17 protein-coding genes are annotated in these 19,063 nt (G+C 64.5%); 5 read left to right on the top strand and 12 right to left on the bottom strand.

Annotated features, from left to right (window positions below):
• The first annotated feature begins 24 nt into the window (after positions 1–24).
• Positions 25–1,302 (top strand): metal-dependent hydrolase family protein, encoded by a 1,278-nt coding sequence (locus ACW17U_RS05240; protein ID WP_492055108.1) that lies wholly within the window; start codon positions 25–27, stop codon positions 1,300–1,302.
• 110 nt (positions 1,303–1,412) lie between these two features.
• Here ACW17U_RS05240 and ACW17U_RS05235 read toward each other — a convergent pair whose 3' ends face one another.
• On the bottom strand, positions 1,413–2,630 hold the full coding sequence (locus ACW17U_RS05235) for a multidrug effflux MFS transporter (RefSeq protein ID WP_492055107.1): 1,218 nt from the start codon (positions 2,628–2,630) through the stop codon (positions 1,413–1,415).
• A gap of 153 nt (positions 2,631–2,783) precedes the next feature.
• On the opposite strand from ACW17U_RS05235, the gene ACW17U_RS05230 reads away from it, so the two are divergent.
• Positions 2,784–3,746 carry an alpha/beta fold hydrolase gene (locus ACW17U_RS05230; protein ID WP_492055690.1) on the top strand — a complete coding sequence of 321 codons (963 nt, stop codon included), beginning with the start codon at positions 2,784–2,786 and terminating at the stop codon, positions 3,744–3,746.
• Positions 3,747–3,752: 6 nt separating this feature from the next.
• On the opposite strand, the gene ACW17U_RS05225 is transcribed toward ACW17U_RS05230, so the two are convergent.
• Complete coding sequence (locus tag ACW17U_RS05225; RefSeq protein ID WP_492055106.1) at positions 3,753–4,007, bottom strand: low temperature requirement protein A; 255 nt, start codon at positions 4,005–4,007, stop codon at positions 3,753–3,755.
• A 97-nt stretch (positions 4,008–4,104) separates the two neighbouring features.
• Here ACW17U_RS05225 and pip point away from each other — a divergent pair, with 97 nt between their 5' ends.
• Positions 4,105–5,094: a prolyl aminopeptidase gene (gene pip, locus ACW17U_RS05220; protein WP_492055105.1), complete on the top strand. Its 990-nt coding sequence runs from the start codon at positions 4,105–4,107 to the stop codon at positions 5,092–5,094.
• Between the two features lie 15 nt (positions 5,095–5,109).
• Here the strand turns inward: pip and rodA are convergent, their stop codons facing one another.
• The 9 genes from rodA to ACW17U_RS05175 form a co-directional block, all read right to left on the bottom strand.
• Entirely contained in the window at positions 5,110–6,267 is a 1,158-nt protein-coding gene (rodA, locus tag ACW17U_RS05215) for a rod shape-determining protein RodA (protein WP_492055104.1), read from the bottom strand.
• Positions 6,264–8,264: a penicillin-binding protein 2 gene (gene mrdA, locus ACW17U_RS05210; RefSeq protein ID WP_492055103.1), complete on the bottom strand. Its 2,001-nt coding sequence runs from the start codon at positions 8,262–8,264 to the stop codon at positions 6,264–6,266. Before mrdA ends, rodA begins: the two co-directional genes overlap by 4 nt.
• 4 nt (positions 8,265–8,268) lie before the next feature.
• Positions 8,269–8,784, bottom strand: a complete 516-nt coding sequence (locus tag ACW17U_RS05205) for a hypothetical protein (protein WP_062147298.1) — start codon at positions 8,782–8,784, stop codon at positions 8,269–8,271.
• The gene (gene mreC, locus ACW17U_RS05200) at positions 8,781–9,821 is read right to left on the bottom strand and encodes a rod shape-determining protein MreC (RefSeq protein ID WP_492055101.1); all 1,041 of its coding nucleotides are present in this window, start codon (positions 9,819–9,821) and stop codon (positions 8,781–8,783) included. The genes ACW17U_RS05205 and mreC overlap by 4 nt, the downstream gene beginning before the upstream one ends.
• A gap of 48 nt (positions 9,822–9,869) precedes the next feature.
• Complete coding sequence (locus ACW17U_RS05195; RefSeq protein ID WP_004623009.1) at positions 9,870–10,913, bottom strand: rod shape-determining protein; 1,044 nt, start codon at positions 10,911–10,913, stop codon at positions 9,870–9,872.
• Positions 10,914–11,255: 342 nt separating this feature from the next.
• A complete protein-coding gene (locus tag ACW17U_RS05190) occupies positions 11,256–12,134 on the bottom strand; it encodes a DMT family transporter (RefSeq protein WP_492055100.1) in 879 nt (292 codons plus the stop codon).
• The gene (locus tag ACW17U_RS05185; RefSeq protein ID WP_492055099.1) at positions 12,131–12,742 is read right to left on the bottom strand and encodes an O-methyltransferase; all 612 of its coding nucleotides are present in this window, start codon (positions 12,740–12,742) and stop codon (positions 12,131–12,133) included. The genes ACW17U_RS05190 and ACW17U_RS05185 overlap by 4 nt, the downstream gene beginning before the upstream one ends.
• A gap of 111 nt (positions 12,743–12,853) precedes the next feature.
• On the bottom strand, positions 12,854–14,443 hold the full coding sequence (locus ACW17U_RS05180) for a 2-isopropylmalate synthase (protein ID WP_378109058.1): 1,590 nt from the start codon (positions 14,441–14,443) through the stop codon (positions 12,854–12,856).
• A gap of 236 nt (positions 14,444–14,679) precedes the next feature.
• Positions 14,680–16,653: an alkyl/aryl-sulfatase gene (locus tag ACW17U_RS05175; protein WP_492055097.1), complete on the bottom strand. Its 1,974-nt coding sequence runs from the start codon at positions 16,651–16,653 to the stop codon at positions 14,680–14,682.
• A gap of 153 nt (positions 16,654–16,806) precedes the next feature.
• Between ACW17U_RS05175 and ACW17U_RS05170 the strand changes: the two genes are divergently transcribed.
• Positions 16,807–17,403, top strand: coding sequence for a TetR/AcrR family transcriptional regulator (locus ACW17U_RS05170; protein WP_492055096.1), 597 nt, complete (start codon positions 16,807–16,809; stop codon positions 17,401–17,403).
• Here ACW17U_RS05170 and ACW17U_RS05165 read toward each other — a convergent pair.
• A complete protein-coding gene (locus ACW17U_RS05165; protein ID WP_062147312.1) occupies positions 17,378–18,085 on the bottom strand; it encodes a TVP38/TMEM64 family protein in 708 nt (235 codons plus the stop codon). The two genes, ACW17U_RS05170 and ACW17U_RS05165, sit on opposite strands and share 26 nt — an antisense overlap.
• A 219-nt stretch (positions 18,086–18,304) precedes the next feature.
• Here ACW17U_RS05165 and ACW17U_RS05160 point away from each other — a divergent pair, with 219 nt between their 5' ends.
• A complete protein-coding gene (locus ACW17U_RS05160; RefSeq protein ID WP_062151605.1) occupies positions 18,305–18,970 on the top strand; it encodes an AAA family ATPase in 666 nt (221 codons plus the stop codon).
• The last annotated feature ends 93 nt before the right edge of the window (positions 18,971–19,063 follow it).

The raw sequence follows: 19,063 nt of genomic DNA, 5'->3' as shown, positions 1-19,063 counted from the left end.
TGAGGAAGCCCCGGAGAGTCGCCCATGCGCCAGATGATAGCCGCCCTTGCACTGGCCCTGTCGGCGACCACCGCCCTCGCCGCCCAACCGATCCTGCTCAAGCCCGCCCGCGTCTGGACGGCCGAGGACGCCGGGCCGCCGCATGAGGGCTGGGGCGTCCTGATCAAGGACAACCGGATCGCCGCCGTCGGACCGGTCGCAGGCCTCGACGCCACCGGAGTCGAGGTGATCGAGCTTCCAGGCGCGACGGTGACCCCCGGTCTGATGGACCTGCACAGCCATCTGCTGCTGCACCCCTATAACGAGGCCTCTTGGGACGACCAGGTCCTGAAGGAGACGCCCGACTACCGGGTGATCCGGGCCACGGTTCAGGCCAGGGCAACGCTGGACGCCGGCTTCACCACCCTGCGCGAACTCGGTACCGAGGGGGCGGGCACCACGGACGTCGCCCTCAAGCGCGCTATCGCTGACCGCCTGATCCCCGGGCCGCGCCTGTTTGTCACCACCCGAGCCATCGTGGCGACCGGAGCCTATGGGCCGGCGCGCCGCAACTTCAATCCAGACGCGGAAATTCCCCAGGGTGCCCAGGAGGTCAGCGGTGTCGACGAGGCCGTCCGGGCTGTGCGGGAGCAGGCCGCTGCCGGGGCCGACTGGATCAAGATCTATGCCGACTATCGCGTCGGTCCCGACGGCGCGACGCGGGCGACCTTCACCCAGGAGGAGCTGAAGGCCATGGTCGAGGTGGCCCATTCGGGTGGCCGGCCGGTGGCTGTGCACGCTGCTGGCGACGAAGGCATGCGCCGGGCCATTCTGGCGGGGGTCGATACCATTGAACACGGCTATGGCGGCTCGGAAGCCACCTTCCGGCTGATGGCCGAGAAAGGCGTGGCCTATTTCCCGACCCTGACGGCCAGCGAGAGCACCTCGACCTATTTCGGCGGCTATGTCGCCGGCAAGACCCCGCCGACCCCGGCCATGCAGGCGGCCGAGCGCGCCTTCAAGCTGGCCCTGAAGAGCGGCGTGACGATCGGAATGGGCAGCGACGTCGGCGTCTTCCGCCACGGCGACAATGCCCGCGAATTGGTCTGGATGGTCCGTCACGGCATGAGCCCGGCCCAGGCCATGCTGGCAGCCACCGCTGTCGACGCCCGCGTGCTGGGCCGCCAGGACGATCTGGGCAAGCTCAAGGCCGGCTTCCTGGCCGACATCGTGGCGGTGGCGGGCGACCCGACGCGCGACATCGAGGCCAGCAAGGCCGTCGTACTCGTGATCAAGGACGGCGTCGTTCACCGCAGACCGTGAGCCGCGCAGCTGTGGCGGGCCGGGGAACCATCGTCCTGTCTGGCGGCTTCACGCCTGGGTCCTGGGCCGCCATGTCATGCTTGATAGACCAGGTGCGATCGCAGACGGCTCTAGGCTTCGGACTTGGCCCCACCCTTGGGCAAGGCGACCAGAAAGATCGCCAGGGATGAGCCGATCAGGCAGGCGACCATTATGGTGGCCATCGGCCTCGCAGTGCCGTCATGCAGAAGGCCGCTGATCCAGGCGGCGATGGCACCGGACCCGAAGGAGGCCGAGCCCATCAGGGCTGAGGTTGAGCCCGCCCGGTTGGGATCAACGCTGAGCGCGCCGGCCATGGTGTTTCCGGCCATCAGGCCATAGGTCGACAGGGCCATGAACAGCAAGGGCAGGACCGTCCACTGCCCGCCAAGGCCTGACCAGGCAGCGCCGACGAGCAGAAGGGCAAAAACCACAGAGGCAACGCTGGCGCGCATCAGCACCCGATCCGGCGTCGTGCGCCGCAGAAGCAACCGGTTGACCTGACTGGCACCGATGATGCCCACGGCATTGAAGGCGAAGATGATGTTGAAGGCCACAGGCGTATGGCCATAGGTCGTCATGATCACCTCCGGTGCGCCCGAGATATAGGTGAACAGGACCGCACCATTCAGCGTGCCGGCGAGTCCATAACCCACCAGGCGGGGCATCCGCAGGAGTGCGGCAAAAGCCTTGAGCGGATTCTCCGAACGGGCCTGGGCCTCGGTCTCGGCCGACCGCGACTCGCTCAGACCCAGCGCGACCCACACGCCGATCGCGAGGCCGAATACCGCCAGGACCCAGAACACGGCGCGCCAACCCGCGACCAACTGGATCAGGCCGCCCAACTGCGGCGCGAGAACGGGTGCCAGGCCCATGATCAGGGTCATCAAGGATAGAACGCGAGCCGTATCGGCATGGCTGAACCGATCGCGTACGACGGCACGCGCCACGACAGCCCCCGCGCATCCGCCAAGCGCCTGCACAAAGCGCGCCGTGACCAGGGTCTCGATGTTGGGTGCCAGGGCGCACACGATCGATGCAAGCACATAGACCGACACCCCGAAGAGGATCGGGCCGCGTCGCCCCAGCCGATCCGACGCCGGACCATAGATGAACTGGCCAATCGCCATGCCGGCGAAAAAGGCCGCCAGAGTCGCCTGGGTCTGATCGGGCCCGGCCTTTAGAGACTGCCCGATCGCCGGCAGACTGGACAGGTACATGTCGATCGACATCGGCGCGAAGGCCGTCAGGGCACCCAGGAGGAAGACCAATCTCCAGGGCGTTGCGGCGGGGGGACTGGCGACGGTCATGCGGGCCTTCTACTCCAGTTTGACGCTGGGTGAACCCCACAACCGGCTTGCGAGCCGGCGCGGGGACCGTCAGGGTGATCAGCAATCATGTAGCACTGGACCGCGCAGGAGACGTTGATGAGCCGCACAGAGGAGCGTCCGCTCGCCCCGCCCATGCCCGCCCCATCCTTCGCGACCATCAACGGTATCCGGATGGCCTATTACGAGGCTGGACCAAGACAGGGGGTGCCGATCGTCCTGTGCCATGGCTTCCCGGAGTTTTCCTACTCCTGGCGACACCAGATCGCCGCCCTGGCCGCAGCGGGCCGCTGGGTGATCGCGCCCGATCAGCGCGGCTATGGTCTGACCGAGTGTCCAGAGACGGTCGAGGCCTATGACATGGAGCATCTAACTGGCGACCTGGTCGGCCTGATCGATCATCTGGGCGTCGAAAAGGCCGTGTTCTGTGGCCACGACTGGGGCGGAATTATTGTCTGGGCCATGCCGCTGCTGCATCCCGACCGATGCGCCGGGATCATCGGGCTGAACACCCCGTTCACCCCCCGCCTGCCACTGGATCCGATCGAGATGTACCGCCGCGCCTATGGCGACGACATGTACATCGTCCACTTCCAGAAACCCGGCATCGCCGATGCCCAACTGGCCGCCGATCCGGAGAAGACCATCCGCTACTTCATGCGCCTGCCCGGCGACAGCGTCGAAGCCTTCGAGGCCCGACCTGCTGAGAAACGCAGTCTGGCCCTGCAGGAAGGCCTGGCGCGCTACAACTGGAGAGCTGATCCAAACCAGGTTCTGCGTCCCGAGGAGGCCGCAGTCTTCACCGAGGCCTTTACGCGCACCGGCTTTACGGGCGGGATCAACTGGTATCGCAACTTCACCCGCAACTGGGAGCGCTCGGAACATTTGCCGCGGCGCATCGACGGCCTGCCTTGCCTGATGATCATGGCCGAGCACGATGTGGTCCTCCCGCCTTCCCTCTGCGACCGCATGGGAGAACAGATCGAAGACCTCGAAAAGGTGCTGATCAAAGGCAGCGGTCACTGGACCCAGCAAGAGAAACCGGCAGAGGTCAATGCGGCCATAGGGGCGTGGCTCGCTCGACGTTTCCCGGCCTGATCCTCTTCAGCGCCGCCCACCCGACATGGCTTCTGCCCGGCGTCGCATCGCTGCGGCCAATTGCAACAGCGCCAGAGCAGAGGTCTCGTCCCGCTGCGCCGCCCGCATGGCATAGACTTGGGCCAGGGCCATCAGCGCCTCAGCGCGGTCAACCCCACCATCAGAAAAGGTCTCGCCGATCGTGCGGTCGAGTTCCGCCAACTGGCGTGGTGTGAGCATGGCCAGCAGCTCTTCGTCGGTCAGATCTTCAGGCGAGTCCATACGCAGACCATAGCAACTCGGCCACAAGACGCATCCCCGAACGCCCGCCGTCGATCTTCCGTTCACAGGAGGCCGTGAAGCGCGCTAGGCTTCTTTCATGGATCGTCACGCCTCCACCTCCGTCATGTCCTCCATCGGCCGGCGCGGCCTGTTTCGCGAAGTCGAGCCCTATTCGTTTGGCTGGATGCCGACCGGAGGTCCGCACGAGATCTACTACGAGGAATGCGGCAACCCGCGCGGCAAGCCCTGCGTGATCCTGCACGGCGGCCCGGGCGGGGCGGTTAATCCGACCATGCGGCGGTTCTTCGACCCGGCCAAGTGGCGCATGGCCCTGTTCGACCAGCGCGGCTGTGGACGCTCCCGCCCCAATGCCAGTCTCGAGGACAACACCACCTGGAGCCTGATCGAAGACATCGAACGGCTACGCGAACATCTCGGCGTCGAGAAGTGGACGGTGTTCGGCGGCTCATGGGGTTCGACCCTGGCCCTGGCCTATGCCATCAAGCATCCCGACCGGGTCGAGGGCCTGGTGCTGCGCGGCATCTTCCTGCTGACTGAGAAGGAACTGCGCTGGTTCTATCAGGACGGTGCTTCGATGCTGTTTCCGGATGCGTGGGAGCGGTTCCTGGCCCCGATCCCGGAAGACGAGCGCGGCGACCTGATGGCCGCCTATCACCGCCGGCTCGTCGCCCCTGACCGTCGCGTGCAGCTGGAAGCGGCCGCCGCCTGGAGCCAATGGGAGGGGGATACCATTTCACTTCGTGGCCCTGAGGCCCGCCCCCCGAAATTCAACGAAGAAGATTTCGCCATCGCCTTCGCCCGGATCGAATGCCACTTCTTCACGAACCGGGGCTTCTTCGAGCAGGATGGCTGGATCCTGAAGAACATCGACAAGATCCGGAACATTCCGGGATGGATCGTACAAGGTCGATTTGATGTCGTAACGCCGCTGGACAGCGCCTGGAGCCTGCACAAGGCCTGGCCGCAAGCCCGTTTCGATATCATCTGGGACGCCGGTCACGCCTCGACTGAACCTGGAATCATCGACGGCCTGGTCCGCGCCACCGAGGCAGCTCTGGTCTCGTAGTCCCGGCTCTACGGACTACATCAGCGACCCCTTGCCGCTGGTAACCTCGGTATAGCGGTGAACCCGGACGGCCTGGACCAGGCCAAAGCCGATCATGACCGTCAGCATCACGGTACCGCCGTAGGACAGCATCGGCATGGGCACGCCCACGACCGGTGCCAGGCCCATGACCATGGCCCCGTTGATCAGCACATAGAGCGCAAAGGTCGCCGTGGTCCCGGCAGCCGCCAGTCTGCCGAAGTGACTATGGCTGATCGAGGCAATCCGCAGCGCCATGAAGATCACCGCGCCGTACAGGAACAGCACGCTGAAGCAGCCCAGGAACCCGAACTCCTCGGCCAGGGTGGCGAAAATGAAGTCGGTCTGCTTTTCGGGCAGGAAGTTCAGCTGACTCTGCGACCCCAGTCCAAAGCCCTTGCCCATCAATCCGCCTGAACCGAGTGCGATTTTCGACTGCATGATGTGGTAGCCGTTGCCCGACGGGTCGGCCTCGGGGTTCATGAAGGTCATGATGCGGTTACGCTGATATTCGTGCAGCACGAATATGATGAACGGCGGGATGGCGGCGAGAAGCGCCACGACCCCCGCCACGATGACCCGCCAGGACAGGCCAGCGAGGACCACGATGGACAAGCCGGTGGCGGCGATCAAAATCGCGGTGCCGAGATCCGGCTGATGGGCGACCAGGAGTACGGGCGCGCCGATCATGAAAGCCGGAATCAGCAGGCGCCAGGACAGCCGGGCACTGTCGGCAGACAGGCCGTGATAGTAGCGTGCCAGGGCAAGGACGAGCCCGATCTTCATGATTTCCGAGGGCTGGAAGCGGAAGCCGCCGATCGACAACCAGCGCGTAGCGCCCAGCGAGGTGTCGCCCACCAGTTCAACGGCGATCAGCAACAACAGGCCTACCACATAGACCGGATAGGCAATCATGAACCACAGGCGCAGGTCGATCATGGCCAGAATGACCATCATAACGAAATAGAGGCCGAACCGGACCAGGTGCTTGGCCGCCCAGGGTTCCCAAGATGCGCCAGCGATCGAGAAGAGCATCAGGGCCCCCGCGCCCGCGATGAGGCACAGCGCCAGGCAGAAGGTCCAGTCGATCTCCATGAACTTGATGATCGGCCGGTCGCGTTCGCCAGGCCGGCTGAGGCCGCCGCTGAGGGTCATATGTGCGGCCCCTGGGGTGCGGCAGGTGGTGGTGCGCCGACCACCGGATCGTCTGGTGCTGCGCCTTCGATCGCCGCTTCTGGCGGGGCGTCAGGCATCGGCATCGGCTTTTCAATACGGGCTCGGATCTCAGGATCCTTCAGCAGCGCCACCCGCATGACCTCGCGAGCGCGGGGCGCGCCGGCTGTGCCACCGCCCAGACCACCGTGTTCGATGATGACCGAGACGGCATAGCGCGGGTCGTCATAGGGCGCGAAGGCGACGAACAGATTATGGTCCTTCAGCCGCCAGCGCACATCCTTGCTGTTGCGCGAGACGCCCTTGTCGAAGCTGCGCACCTGGGCGGTACCGGTCTTACCGGCCATCTGGATGTCACCCAGGCCCAGCTGGCTATTGGCGTAGGCAGTGCCACCGGCGGCCGACACGGCGGCCATGCCCTCGCGCACATAGTCCAGGTGCTCGGCCGAGAACGGCAGGTCCGGCACAGCTGCGCCGCTGGGCTGTTCGACGCCGCCCACCGACTTGATCAGTCGCGGCACCAGGGCCTTTTTGCCATTGGCCAGGCGCGCGGTCATCACCGCCAACTGCAGGGCATTGACGTTGAGAGCCCCCTGCCCGATGCCGTAGCTGGGGGACTCGCCCGGGAACCAGATCTGGTTGCGAGGGTCCTTGAAGGCCTTCTTCTTCCAGGCCCGGTCCGGCACGATTCCGCGCCTTTGTCCCGGAATGCCGATGTCGAAGATCTCTCCAAAACCCACAGCCCTCGCGGCCTTGGCGATCGCATCCGGCCCGATGCGCAAGGCCGTCTGGTAGAAATAGATGTCGCACGAGTTCTTGATGGCATCGTGCATGTTCTGAGCGCCGTGACCGCGCTTTTCCCAGCATCGCCAGGTTCGCCCGCCGTAGTACCAGCCACCGGAGCAGTTGACCCTCACCTCAGGATTCACACCGGCCGAAAGGGCTGCGAGCGCAACCGTCGGCTTGAAGGTTGAGCCCGGCGGGTAGGTGCCGGTCATGGACTTGTCCAGCAGCGGCTTGCGCTCGTACTCCGAGAGCGCCTTGTATTCCGGCCCGCTCAAACCACGCACGAAGCGGTTGGCGTCGAAACTGGGCGCAGAGGCCATGCACAGCAGGTCGCCGTTGCGGATGTCCATCACCACGATGGCACCGCTCTCCTCGCCCATCACTTCTAGGGCACGGTTCTGGATATCGGCATCGAGCGTGAGCCGGATTTCCTTGCCCGGTGTCGGCCGGATGTCGCCCTCCGGGTCGAGACGAACGACCCGTCCCTGGGCGTCAACCTCGGCCTTGGTGGCACCGGCGCGGCCGCGCAACTCTGTGTCGAATGCCTTCTCCACGCCCTGCTTGCCGATCCGGAAGCCAGGATGGTGCAACAGGTCCTGATCCTGGGTCGGATCCTTTTCGGCGGCCAACAGGTCACGATCCGAGACCTTGGCGACATAGCCGATCACATGGGCGAAGGCTCCGCCGAACGGATAGACCCGCACCTCGCCCATGTCGGCCGTAACATTGGGCAGTTCGGGTGCACGGATATTGACCCGGGAGAACTCCTCCCAGCTCATGTCTTCCATGATGGCGACCGGTGCCTTGCGTGGGGCCCGCGCAATATCCTTGATCAGGCGCGCCCGCCGCGATCCGTCAATCGGGACCAGCTTGGACAGGTCGTCGAGGGTCGCCTCGACATCCATCCCCTTGTCCTTGATCACCATCAGCCGGAAATTCGGACGGTTGGAGGCCAGGGGCGTGCCGTTGCGGTCGAGGATCAGGCCTCGCGGCGGCGGCATAAGGCGATAGTTGAACTGGTTCCCGGCCGACAGCTTCTGATAGCGCTGGGCCTCGATCAACTGCAGTTGGGCAAGGCGACCGCCAAGGGCCAGCAGGCCCACACTCGCCAGTCCGCCCATCAGAAACGCGCGCCGGTGGAAGACCCCCTGACGCTCATTGACCTCGAAGAACAGGATCGAAGGTTCGCTCATCGCCCTACCGGAACCGGACGTCGGCGTCGTCGAAACGGTCGACCAGGCGATGGGCGAACGGGAACAGCAGGGCGGTGGCCAGGAACTGCCAGAAGACCGCCAGAAGGCTGGGCATGGCCAGGCTGTCGAGCATCGAGAACAGGAACCCGGCGAGCATGGCGACAGCGGTCACGCCTGCGAACCAGGCCCACATCATGGGCCGGCTTTGGCCCGTCATCATGTTGCGCGCGGTCAGCACCATGGCATACGCGACCAGCAAGGATAGGCCCCAAAGCCCGGTCGGACCGCCCCAGAAGAGATCCAGAAACAGGCCCAGCAGTAGAATAGCAAAAGGCGCCAGGATCGATGGGCGGATCAGGGCCCAGGCAAAGGCCGGAACCATGGCGAAAACCGGCTCCGGCAACTGTAGCCCCCAGATCCGTAGGGGTGCCGAGAACACGACGGTCGCGACAATACAAACCAGCAGCGGGACGCCCAGCCAGCGCGCCGGATGCAGAGGCCTGGCGCCATGCAGGCTCATTGCTGGCCTCCAGCCACAACGGGCTTTGCAGCCGGCGGCCTTGGCGTCACAGCCGGGGCCGGGGCTGGGGCTGGGGCCAGCGCCACTGGCGGCTTCGCAGCAGGCGCTGCGGGCCTGCTGAGGATCGAGGTCTGGGGATCTTCCGTTGTCACGGGTGGAAGGCTTCGGGTCTGCAACTGTTTTTCGTCGGCCAGTTGCGAGAAGTCCTTGAACAAAAGGATGCGCACGAAATCGATGGCGGCATCGTCAGCAAACAGCACCACGCGCCAGCGACCATCCAGGCCCTTGACGGCCGCGCCGACAGGAAGGCCGCGCGGAACGACCCCGCCGTCCCCGGAGGTCACAACCCGGTCGCCCTGCTGGATCGGGTCGACCCCGCGAAGATACTCGAGCTTGGGATTGGGGCCGCCATCGCCCGTGAGGATCGCACGCGCATTGGTGCGGTCGATCATCACCGGGGTACGCGAAGCGATGTCGGTGAGCAGGAGCACGCGACTGGCACCGCGTGAGACGCCGACGATGCGCCCGACCAGGCCGCGCTCGTTCAAGACGGGATTGCCGACCAGCACGCCCTTCTCCGAGCCGGCGTCGGCAAGGCGGGTATTGGCGAAGGGGCCCCGGCTATCACTGACGACCCGGGCCGAGGCCATCGGGATCGGCGGATCGGTCTTCAGGCCCAGGAGCGACTTGTAGCGATCATTGCTGTCCTGCAGGGACAACGCCCGGTCACGCCACTGCCGCATCTCGGCGAGTTCGGCCTTCAGCCGGCGGTTCTCCGAAGCCGTAAAGAAGTAGCTGCGCGCAAAATCGAGGCCCAGACCCGTCCAGCGGCCAGGCGCAGCAATGGCACCACTGACCGGCTTGGACACGGTGTCGACCGTTTGCCGGGTGACGCCATAGGCATGGTCCTGCAGCGTCTCGCGCCGGTCCGCCAACAGGAACGCCACCGCGATCACGGCGGCGACGATCAACGCCACGGCCGCGGTCCAGGTAAGCGGCACTTTCAGGTCGCCAAGGGGACCTTCGCGAAAGGGCACGGACAGTTTCTCCCGACGCCCCCCAGGCGCCTATGTCGGAACTTAAGGCTAGGCCAGGGTGGATTCCAAGACGCCCTTCATCCACTTCGGATGCTCAAGCACCTTGCCGCAGCCCAGGGCCACGCAGGACAACGGATCGTCGGCCACGGTCACCGGCAGGCCGGTATGGTCACGGATCTCTGCGTCCAGGCCGCGCAGCAGTGCGCCGCCGCCGGTCAACATGATACCCTTGTCGGCGATGTCGGAAGCCAGCTCGGGCGGAGTGGCTTCCAGCGCCACCTTGACGGCTTCAACGATCTGCCCGACCGGCTCGGCCAGAGCGTCGGCAGCCTGCTTCTCGCTGATGCGGACTTCGCGGGGCACACCTTGCATCAGGTCGCGGCCCTTGACGTCGATCGAAAGGCCCTCGCCGTCGGCCGGAGCCCTGGCGGTGCCGATTTCCTTCTTGATGCGCTCGGCGGTCGTTTCGCCGATCAGCAGGTTATGGTGGCGGCGCATATAGCTGATGATCGCTTCGTCCATCTTGTCGCCACCGACGCGGACGGAGCGCGAATAGACGATGCCCGACAGCGACAGAACGGCCACTTCGGTCGTGCCGCCGCCGATGTCGACGACCATCGAACCGGTCGGTTCGTGGATGGGCAGGCCGGCACCGATCGCGGCCGCCATGGGCTCATCGATCAGACCCACGCGACGGGCCGAGGCATTGAGGCAGCTGTCATTGATCGCGCGACGCTCGACGGCGGTGGCCCCCGACGGCACGCAGACGATAACCTTGGGGTTCACGAAACCCTTGCGGTTGTGAACCTTGCGAATGAAGTACTTGATCATCTCTTCGGCGACTTCGAAGTCGGCGATGACCCCGTCGCGCATCGGACGGATGGCTTCCATGTGGCCAGGTGTCCGCCCCAGCATCTGCTTGGCTTCAATACCCACGGCATGGACGATCTTGCGACCACCGACATTGCGCAGCGCCACGACAGACGGCTCGTTCAGAACGATGCCCTTGCCCTTCATGTAAATGAGGGTGTTGGCCGTGCCGAGGTCAATGGCGATGTCGTTGGAGATCACGCCGAAGAGGGAAGAAAACATTGAAAGCCCTGACTGAGGGATAGAGGGGCAAAACGCGGCAGTTCAAGACGAAATCAGGCTCAGGATGACGTTGCGACGCAAAGCAGGCTTCGCTCGCGAGTCTCTCCTAACCCACTACCGGACAAGGACAACATGATTCCCCTGAATCGCGGTTCCATCCGGGTCTAGGCGCTTCGGGATACGACGGGAGCGCCGCCCCCCTGGCTGCGCCGTCGTCCGACACTCCCGATACGCGTCGACGTCGCCCGTTTGCCCTGCGAAAGCGTTGATTTCAAGGTCTATTCGCGGCTTGTTCAAAGGCATTTGCGCGAAGGGTCTCCGCATGCCCGATCATGGCGAAATCTAGCCCAAGGCAGCCATCACGACGCCGACCGCCGTGACCAGTCCGGCGGCGACCTGCAAGAGGGTCAGGCGCTCGGCGAACAGCCGGTTTCCCGCCAGGGCCGCGATGGGCATTTCCACGACACCGACGGCCCGGACAGGCCCGACCGGGCTCAGCGTCATGGCCGTAAACCACAAGCCCGACGCCGCCGCACCACAGAAACCCGCACCCAGGGACTGCCGCCAGGCCGCCAGGACGGCGCTAAGAGTTTGAGGATTGCGCAGGGCCAGAACACTGGTCAGCGCCACGGTCTGGATGGCCTGCACGACCATCACGGTGACAAAGGCCGAGGCCACGGCATGGCCAGGGTCGAAGGCCAGACTGGCCTGGCGAAAACAGTTGGCGCTGAACGCGAAGAGTGCGCCGGCCCCCAGCCCTGACAGGGCCGCTCCGGGCCTGAGAACCACCGCGCCCCTCGGCCAGGTGAGAGCTGCAAGTCCCGCCGTCGCCACAAGACCACCGGCCCAGGCCGTAGCACTGATGTGATCTCCAAACACCAAAGCCCCCCAGACGAGAGCAAACGGCAGGCCGCTTTGCTGAAGTGTCGTGCCGAGGGCAAAGGTCGAGCGCTGCATGGCCACGAGTTGCGCGGCTGTGGCCCCCATTTGCGCCGCAGCTCCTGCCAGGCAGGCCAGCCAGAACCACAAGGAGACATGAGCCTGGGCCCCGGGGGTCAAGGCCCAGGCAAGGCCTGCGAAAAGGGTGGCGAACGGAAGCCCGAACAGAAACCGCACCAGGGTCGCGCCCCAGGGCCCTGCCCCGCCCATGACCGAGCGCTGGGCGGCATTGCGAGCGACCTGCAGGGCCGCAGCCGCGACGGTGATGGGAATCCAGATCATGATCGCCGCGCCGAGACGACCAAACCTGAAGCCCATGGCAGGCTTACGGTCGCCAGATCGGGATGGCTTTTCAGGCGCGCGGTCAGGTCGTCAACCCGGGACTGGTGATTGTCCGGCCAGTTGGGCTGGGGCAGCATGTCATCAACGACATAGAGGCCGCCCGGTGCCAACAGCGCCAGCGTTTCGTCCAAACCATCATACTTGCCGGGCCAGGCGTCGGCGAAGATCAGGTCAAAACTCCCCTCCGCCTGAGCTCTGACAAAGTCCAGACCGTCAGCGATCACGAAGCGCACGCGAAGATCTCGGGCCAGGGCCTGTCGTGCCACGGCCTGGACACGCTCATCCGTATCGACGCTGAGCAGGGTGGCATCCGCACTCATACCGGCAGCCAGGCACACGGTGGCCAGCCCCGTGCCGGTGCCCAACTCCAGCAGGCTTCCACCAGGCTTGGAGGCTGCCAGTAGACCCAGCATCGCGCCGGTGTTGGGCTCGGAGGGCATGTCGAAGCCCAGGGCGGCCGTGCGGGTGCCAATCTCGCGCCAGGCTTCAGGCAAGGCACCGGCATTGTCGCCGAACCCGGGGTTCACCGAGGAAGGGGTGGAGCTCATGTGGCATCCGATCAGGGGGCCGCGCAGGGCGGCGCTGCCCGTCGCGCTGACGCGACGGGATCATCCTTGCAGTTTGGGAAAGGGTCGAGAGGCGCGCAAACGCCCCCGATCCTAGAACCCGCTGGCGATCGCCGCTTCGGGCCGGCTCTTTTCCTTGCGGGCAAAGAGGTTGTTGAGCGCGTTGACATAGGCCTTGGCCGAGGCGGTCAGGGTGTCGGTGTCGGCGGCCTGGCCGGTGGCGATGCGGCCATCCTCTTCCAGACGCACCGAGACCTGAGCCTGGGCGTCCGTGCCTTCAGTGACGGCATGCACCTGGAAGAGGCGCAGGGCCGCGCTGTGCGGCACGATCTTGTGGATGGCATTGAACACGGCGTCGACAGGACCGTCGCCCGTCGCCTCGGCCATACGCTCCTGGCCATCGACATCGAGGGTCAACTCTGCCGACTGACCGTCGGTGCCTGCCACGACCCGCAAGCGCAGCACACGGATCTTTTCCGAGCCGCGCGCCAGGGCATCATCGACCAGGGCAATAATGTCGTCGTCATAGACGTGCTTCTTGCGGTCGGCGAGGTCCTTGAAGCGGCCGAAGGCCTCCTTCAGGGCGTTCTGACCCAGCTCATAGCCCAGGTCCTTCAGCTTGGCGCGGAAGGCATGGCTGCCCGAGTGCTTGCCCATGACCAGGCTGGACGGCGCCTGACCGACCGATTCCGGGGTCATGATTTCGTAGGTTTCGCGGTTCTTCAGCATCCCGTCCTGGTGGATGCCGCTCTCATGGGCGAAGGCGTTCTTGCCGACGATGGCCTTGTTGTACTGCACCGGGAAACCGGTGATGGCCGAGACATAGCGGCTGGCGCGGGTGATATGGGTGCTGTCGATGCGGGTCCCGTAGGGCAGTTTGTCGCCACGCACCTTCAAGGCCATCACCACCTCTTCGAGAGCGGCGTTGCCGGCGCGCTCGCCCAGGCCGTTGATGGCGCATTCGATCTGGCGCGCCCCGCCCTGCACGCCTGCGAGGCTGTTGGCCACGGCCAGGCCCAGATCGTTGTGGCAGTGGGTCGAGAAGATGACCCTGTCTGCGCCCTCGACATTCTGGGTCATCCAGTTGAACAGATCGGCATATTCCGACGGATAGGTGTAGCCGACCGTATCCGGCAGGTTGATCGTCGTTGCACCGGCCTTGATGGCAGTCTCGATCGCTCGGCGCAGGAACTGACGGTCGCTTCGGGTGGCGTCTTCTGCCGACCATTCGACATCGTCACGCAGATTGCGGGCATGACCCACGGAGCGGGCGATCACGTCGATGACGGCCTCGGGCTCCATCTGCAGCTTGTGCTTCATGTGCAGGTCGCTGGTGGCGATCACAACATGGATCCGGCCGCGCTGAGTGGGCTTCAGGGCTTCGGCGCAGCGGTCGATATCAACCTGATGGGCGCGGCACAGGCCTGCAACGGTCGAGTTCTTGACGATCTTGGCGACCTCGCGGACCGCTTCGAAGTCACCATTGGAGGCGATCGGGAACCCCGCCTCGATGATGTCGACCCCCATCTCCTCGAGGATCTTGGCCAGTTCCAGCTTTTCATCCAGCGACATGGACGCGCCGGGCGACTGTTCGCCGTCACGCATGGTGGTGTCGAAGATCACAACATTGTCGCGTTGGACGGTGGCGCCCGGTGTGGAGGCGGTGGGCGATACGGAGGTCATTTGAATACTCGTCGGAAGGTGTCTGCGTGCGGGGCGGCTATGGGTTTTCTCCCCCTGCGCGCCCGGTCACGACGAGGCGTGACCCTAGAGCGCCCAGGGGCTGGTAAGCCGAAGCAGAAGCAGGGTGCGCGCGACGTTCATGCTTACTTTCTACACATCGCCCCCAATTGCAGCAAGCTTTTTGCGCCTAGAGCGCAATTGGCCGCACGCTGAGCAACTTCCATCCAAGCCCCGACCTATTTGCGGCGGGTCACAATCGGAAAATCGTTGGGGAAGGCGTCAAACCACCCCGACAGTCGTCCCATGGCAGAGCGATCACCCTCGAGCTTGACCTCTCCGGTCAAGATCTTGGGCAACAGGGGTGTCCCCCGGAACAGGGAATCGAGGAACAGGGGCCGCGCCACCGTCAGGGTGGCATCCACGGTCTCACCGCCCTCCGAAGGCTGGGCCACCAGCACCCGGTTCCGGACCTCGACCAGGAAGCGCTCCTTGCGGTCCGGGAAGACGAACGCAAGCCGGAGCTTTGCATCGCCAACCTTCTCGGCATTCAGGCGGATGGCCAGAACATCAAAGATCATCTGGCTGGGAAGGCCCTGAAGCATATCGAGCGGTGCCATCGAGGCCGGAACCTTGCGCACCCCACCCCGCAGTTCATCAGTGGCGGTCAGGTACATGTTGCGCCAGATGGCGCTCTCGGCCTGATAGCCAAGCTGCTCATAGACATTGGCCAACTGTGCCTTGCCGGCCTTGTCGCCATCGTCCGCCATGACCACGTGGTTGAGCAGGGTCGCCGCCCAGTCATAGTCCCCCGCCTTAGCGGCCTCGCCGGCCATGGCCTTGACCTTCACGGCACCGCCCATGGCAGCAACATAGCGCTGGCCCGTCTGGGCCGGCGGCGCGGGAGACAAATGGGCGGGGTTGGCATCGTACCAGCCCATATAGCGCTGGTAGACCGCCCGGCTGTTGAAACTCATGCTGCCGTAGTAGCCACGATTGAACCAGTCCTTGGCCAGGCTGGGTGGCAGTTCGATCTGGGCCGCGATCTCATCGCCGGTCAGACCATGGTTGAGCATCCGAACGGACTGGTCGTGCAGATACTTGTAGGTATCCCGGTGCGCCGCCAGCACGGTCTTGACCGTCTCCTGGCCGAAGCGAGGCCAGCCATGGCTGGTGATCATCAGGTCCGAACCATCGGCAAACAGACGGATAGACTCGGTCAGATAGTCTGCCCAGGCCTTGCTGTCGCGCACCAGAGCGCCGCGCGGCGTCAGCACATTGTGCATCGACGGATTGACGTTCTCGGCCATGTCCAGAATGCGCAGATCCGGAAGGTAGAAGTTCATTTCCGCCGGGGCTTCGGTATTGGGCGTGTACTGGAACCGCACCTTGACGCCATCCAGCACCAGCTCCTGACCGGTATGGTCGATGATCTGGGTCGGGGGGATCAGGGTGATGGTCCCCTTGGCGATGCCCTGACCGATCCCCGAACTGACCTGCCCTTCGACGCCGGGCGGCAGCATCAGGCCAAACTGGTACTGGGCCCGGCGGCTCATGGCGTTGCCGGCCAGCACGTTTTCGCTGACGACCTCCTTCATGAAGCCCTCGGGCGCGACAATGGCGACCTTGCCGGCCTTGACGTCCGCCTCGTCGACAATGCCCCGCACGCCGCCGAAGTGATCACTATGGCTGTGGGTATAGATCACCGCGCGGATCGGCAGGGACCCGACCTTTTCGGTTATGAGATCAAGCGCGGCCTTGGCGGTTTCCGTCGTGGTCAAGGGATCAACCACCACCCAGCCCGTATCACCCTTGATGAAGGTGATGTTGGAGACATCAAAGCCCCTGACCTGCCAAACCCGGTCCGACACCTGGTACAGACCGTGCCGCGCCAGCAGCTGGGCCTGGCGCCAGAGGCTGGGATTCACTGTCGCCGGCGGCTCGCCTTTCAGAAAATCATAGGCCGCAAGGTTCCAGGCCACCTGGCCGTCGGCGCGCTTGATCAGCGGATCGGTCCGCGTGCCCATAAAGCCGCGATCAGCGAATTCAAAATCCTGGCGATCTGAAAACGGAAGACTTTGGGCAAGCGCCTTCTGCCGCTCAATCGTGGTGGACGAAGCCGGCTCGCCGGCGAAAGCCGCCAACGGCACCGCAAGTAGTGTCAGGGCCGACACAAAAAATGTCGCTCTAAGGTTCAAGCTGCGTCCTGCCATCGAATCTCGCCCCGTTTCGAGTTTTGAAACTTTGTAGTTTCATTATATCTAGCACTGAAGATGACTGTAGCAAACCAAGCTCGAACACCGACGCCGCGCGGTCGTCCCGGACAGCCGAAGCCTCGGGTAGATCGCGACGCCCGCGCTCAGGCGGTGCTTGATGCCGCCGTCAGAGTGTTCGCCGAGAAGGGTCTCCACAACACGACGATGCAGGACATCGCCGATCGTGTCTGTATGGCCAAGATCCTGATCTATCGGCTCTATCCGTCACGGCAGGCCCTGATCGATGCCCTGTTCAGCGACATTCTGAGCGAGATTGAGACGATTGCAGCCCAACCTTGGCGCGGTTACGGCTCGGGCATGGCGACCCTGATCGGCCTGGGACGCGCGCGCCCTGCCCTGCTGCTGCTTTTGCTTCGAGAGGCGCGCGGCCATCCGGAAACCCTGCCTTGGGCGACAGCTTGCGACACCCTGCTGGCCGGGCTGGCAGAGCCCTTTGTCGCGCCCCCTGCCGAAGCCTCAGACGAACTCAAGGCCGCTTGCGCGCAAGCCGCACGCACCTTCATGCCCTTTATCGTTGAGGCTTGCGTCGCCGGTATCGAAGACCGTGACGGGATGACGGACGTCGCCCGGGCGCAATGGTTTGGTGCGATAGTCCTGGCTTGGCGCACAGCAACCCGGACCGCTTTGGGGCTTCCTGATGCCCCAGAGCCCTACAGCTTGCTCAATCCCCTGCCTCACGCCTTTTGAGCCAGGCGCGGGCAATCAAACCCGCCACGATCCAGACTGCTATAGCCAGCACGAGCAGGACAATATGCTGCTGGCCGCCCCCCCGCATGGCTTGAACAATGGAATTGCCGGCGAACGCCGTCAGGCCGATCTTCGGAATGATCCCGATCGCCGTTCCCGCCGCAAAATCACGCAACCTCATCGGCGTCACGCCTGCGGCCATGTTGACGACGATGAAAGGTGCCGACGGCACCAGTCGCACAATGAGGCTGGCCAGAAAGCCATTCTTGCCGATCAGCCGCATGAACTTGGCCACGCCATCACCGGCAAAGTCGCGCAGAATCTTGGCCCCGAAAGTGCGCCCAAACCAGAAACCCACCAAGGATGAGACCAGGGTGCCGATCCAGCTGTAGAAGAAGCCCGTCCATGGGCCAAAGACCACCACCGCTGCGGCGATCAGGACAAACTGCGGCACCCCCAGAAAGGCCATTAGGGCAAAGGCGCCAACCGCCGCCGGCAGGGCCCAGGGCCCACTCGCCGCGCCCAGCCAGTGCTCAACGGTCGTTTCACCATTGAAACCGAGGAACTGGGCTCCGAACAGGAAGACGATCCCTACGCCGCCGAACAGGACAAAGGACACCGCCACCGTGCGCCAGGCACGGGCGTCCATATTGGTCACAAACTCGATGAGGCGGCGCATCACGTCTCCTGCCTCGCCCAATGGCACCGACGGGTCAAGCATCAGCCGTACCTGCGGCGCCTTAAAGGCACGCGCATTAACCACGCTGTCGCTGCGGATCCTTGATTTTCAAAGGATAGCACTCGCCCGTGGCGACAAATCGATTGCCAAGGCTTCACATTACATTGTTACTTATCCACAGGCCGGTGGGGCAAGGACCGTGTCTGAACTGGAGTGACCAACGTGAAGACCCTGGCTGTGATTTCTCGCAAGGGCGGAGCCGGCAAGACTACGCTTGCGGTCAATTTGGCGATAACCGCCCATCTGGCGGGCCTCAAGACGATGATCGCCGACATGGATCCACAACGCTCGGCAACGGATGCGCTGAGGGCCCGCGTCGCGCCCGGTCCGACGCTCATGGAGATCAACGCCGGCAAGCTGTTTCAGACCAAGGCAACGGCCGGATACAGCGGCTATGATTGCGTGATCGTCGATACCCCGGCGGCTCCTGATGCCGATGTGCTTCAGGCTGTGCAGTGCGCGGACCTCTGCGTTCTGGTGTGTCGGCCCACCTTTCTGGACATCGCGTCGGTCGCCCGGTCCGCTGAAGCGGTGCGCCGCCTGGGCAAGAAAGGACTAATTGTCCTGAGTCAGGCACCGCCGCGCCGCAATGGTGAAGAGCCCAGCAGTGTTCTGAAGGCCGCTGAGGCCCTGAGATTCACCGGCATGCCCATGGCCCCGGTCGGGCTTCGGGCCCGGGCAGCCTTTCAGCAGTCCATGGCTCACGGCCGGTCAGCCTGCGAGTGGGAGCCGAACTCGGCCGCCAGCCAGGAGATCAAGCGCCTTTGGGATCATCTCGAGACCTTGGCACCCAGCGGCCAGAACGACCTCTATCTGCGCGCCAACTGATGGACTTTCGCTAAGCGGAACGCCCATCAGCCAGGCCAGCTTTGCTGGCATGGCTGGGCCAGAGAGTAGCCAAAACTCCACCTGCGACTTCGA

The organism is Caulobacter sp. AVps16, from assembly GCF_058681455.1.
This window is presented reverse-complemented; position numbering and strand designations above follow the sequence as displayed.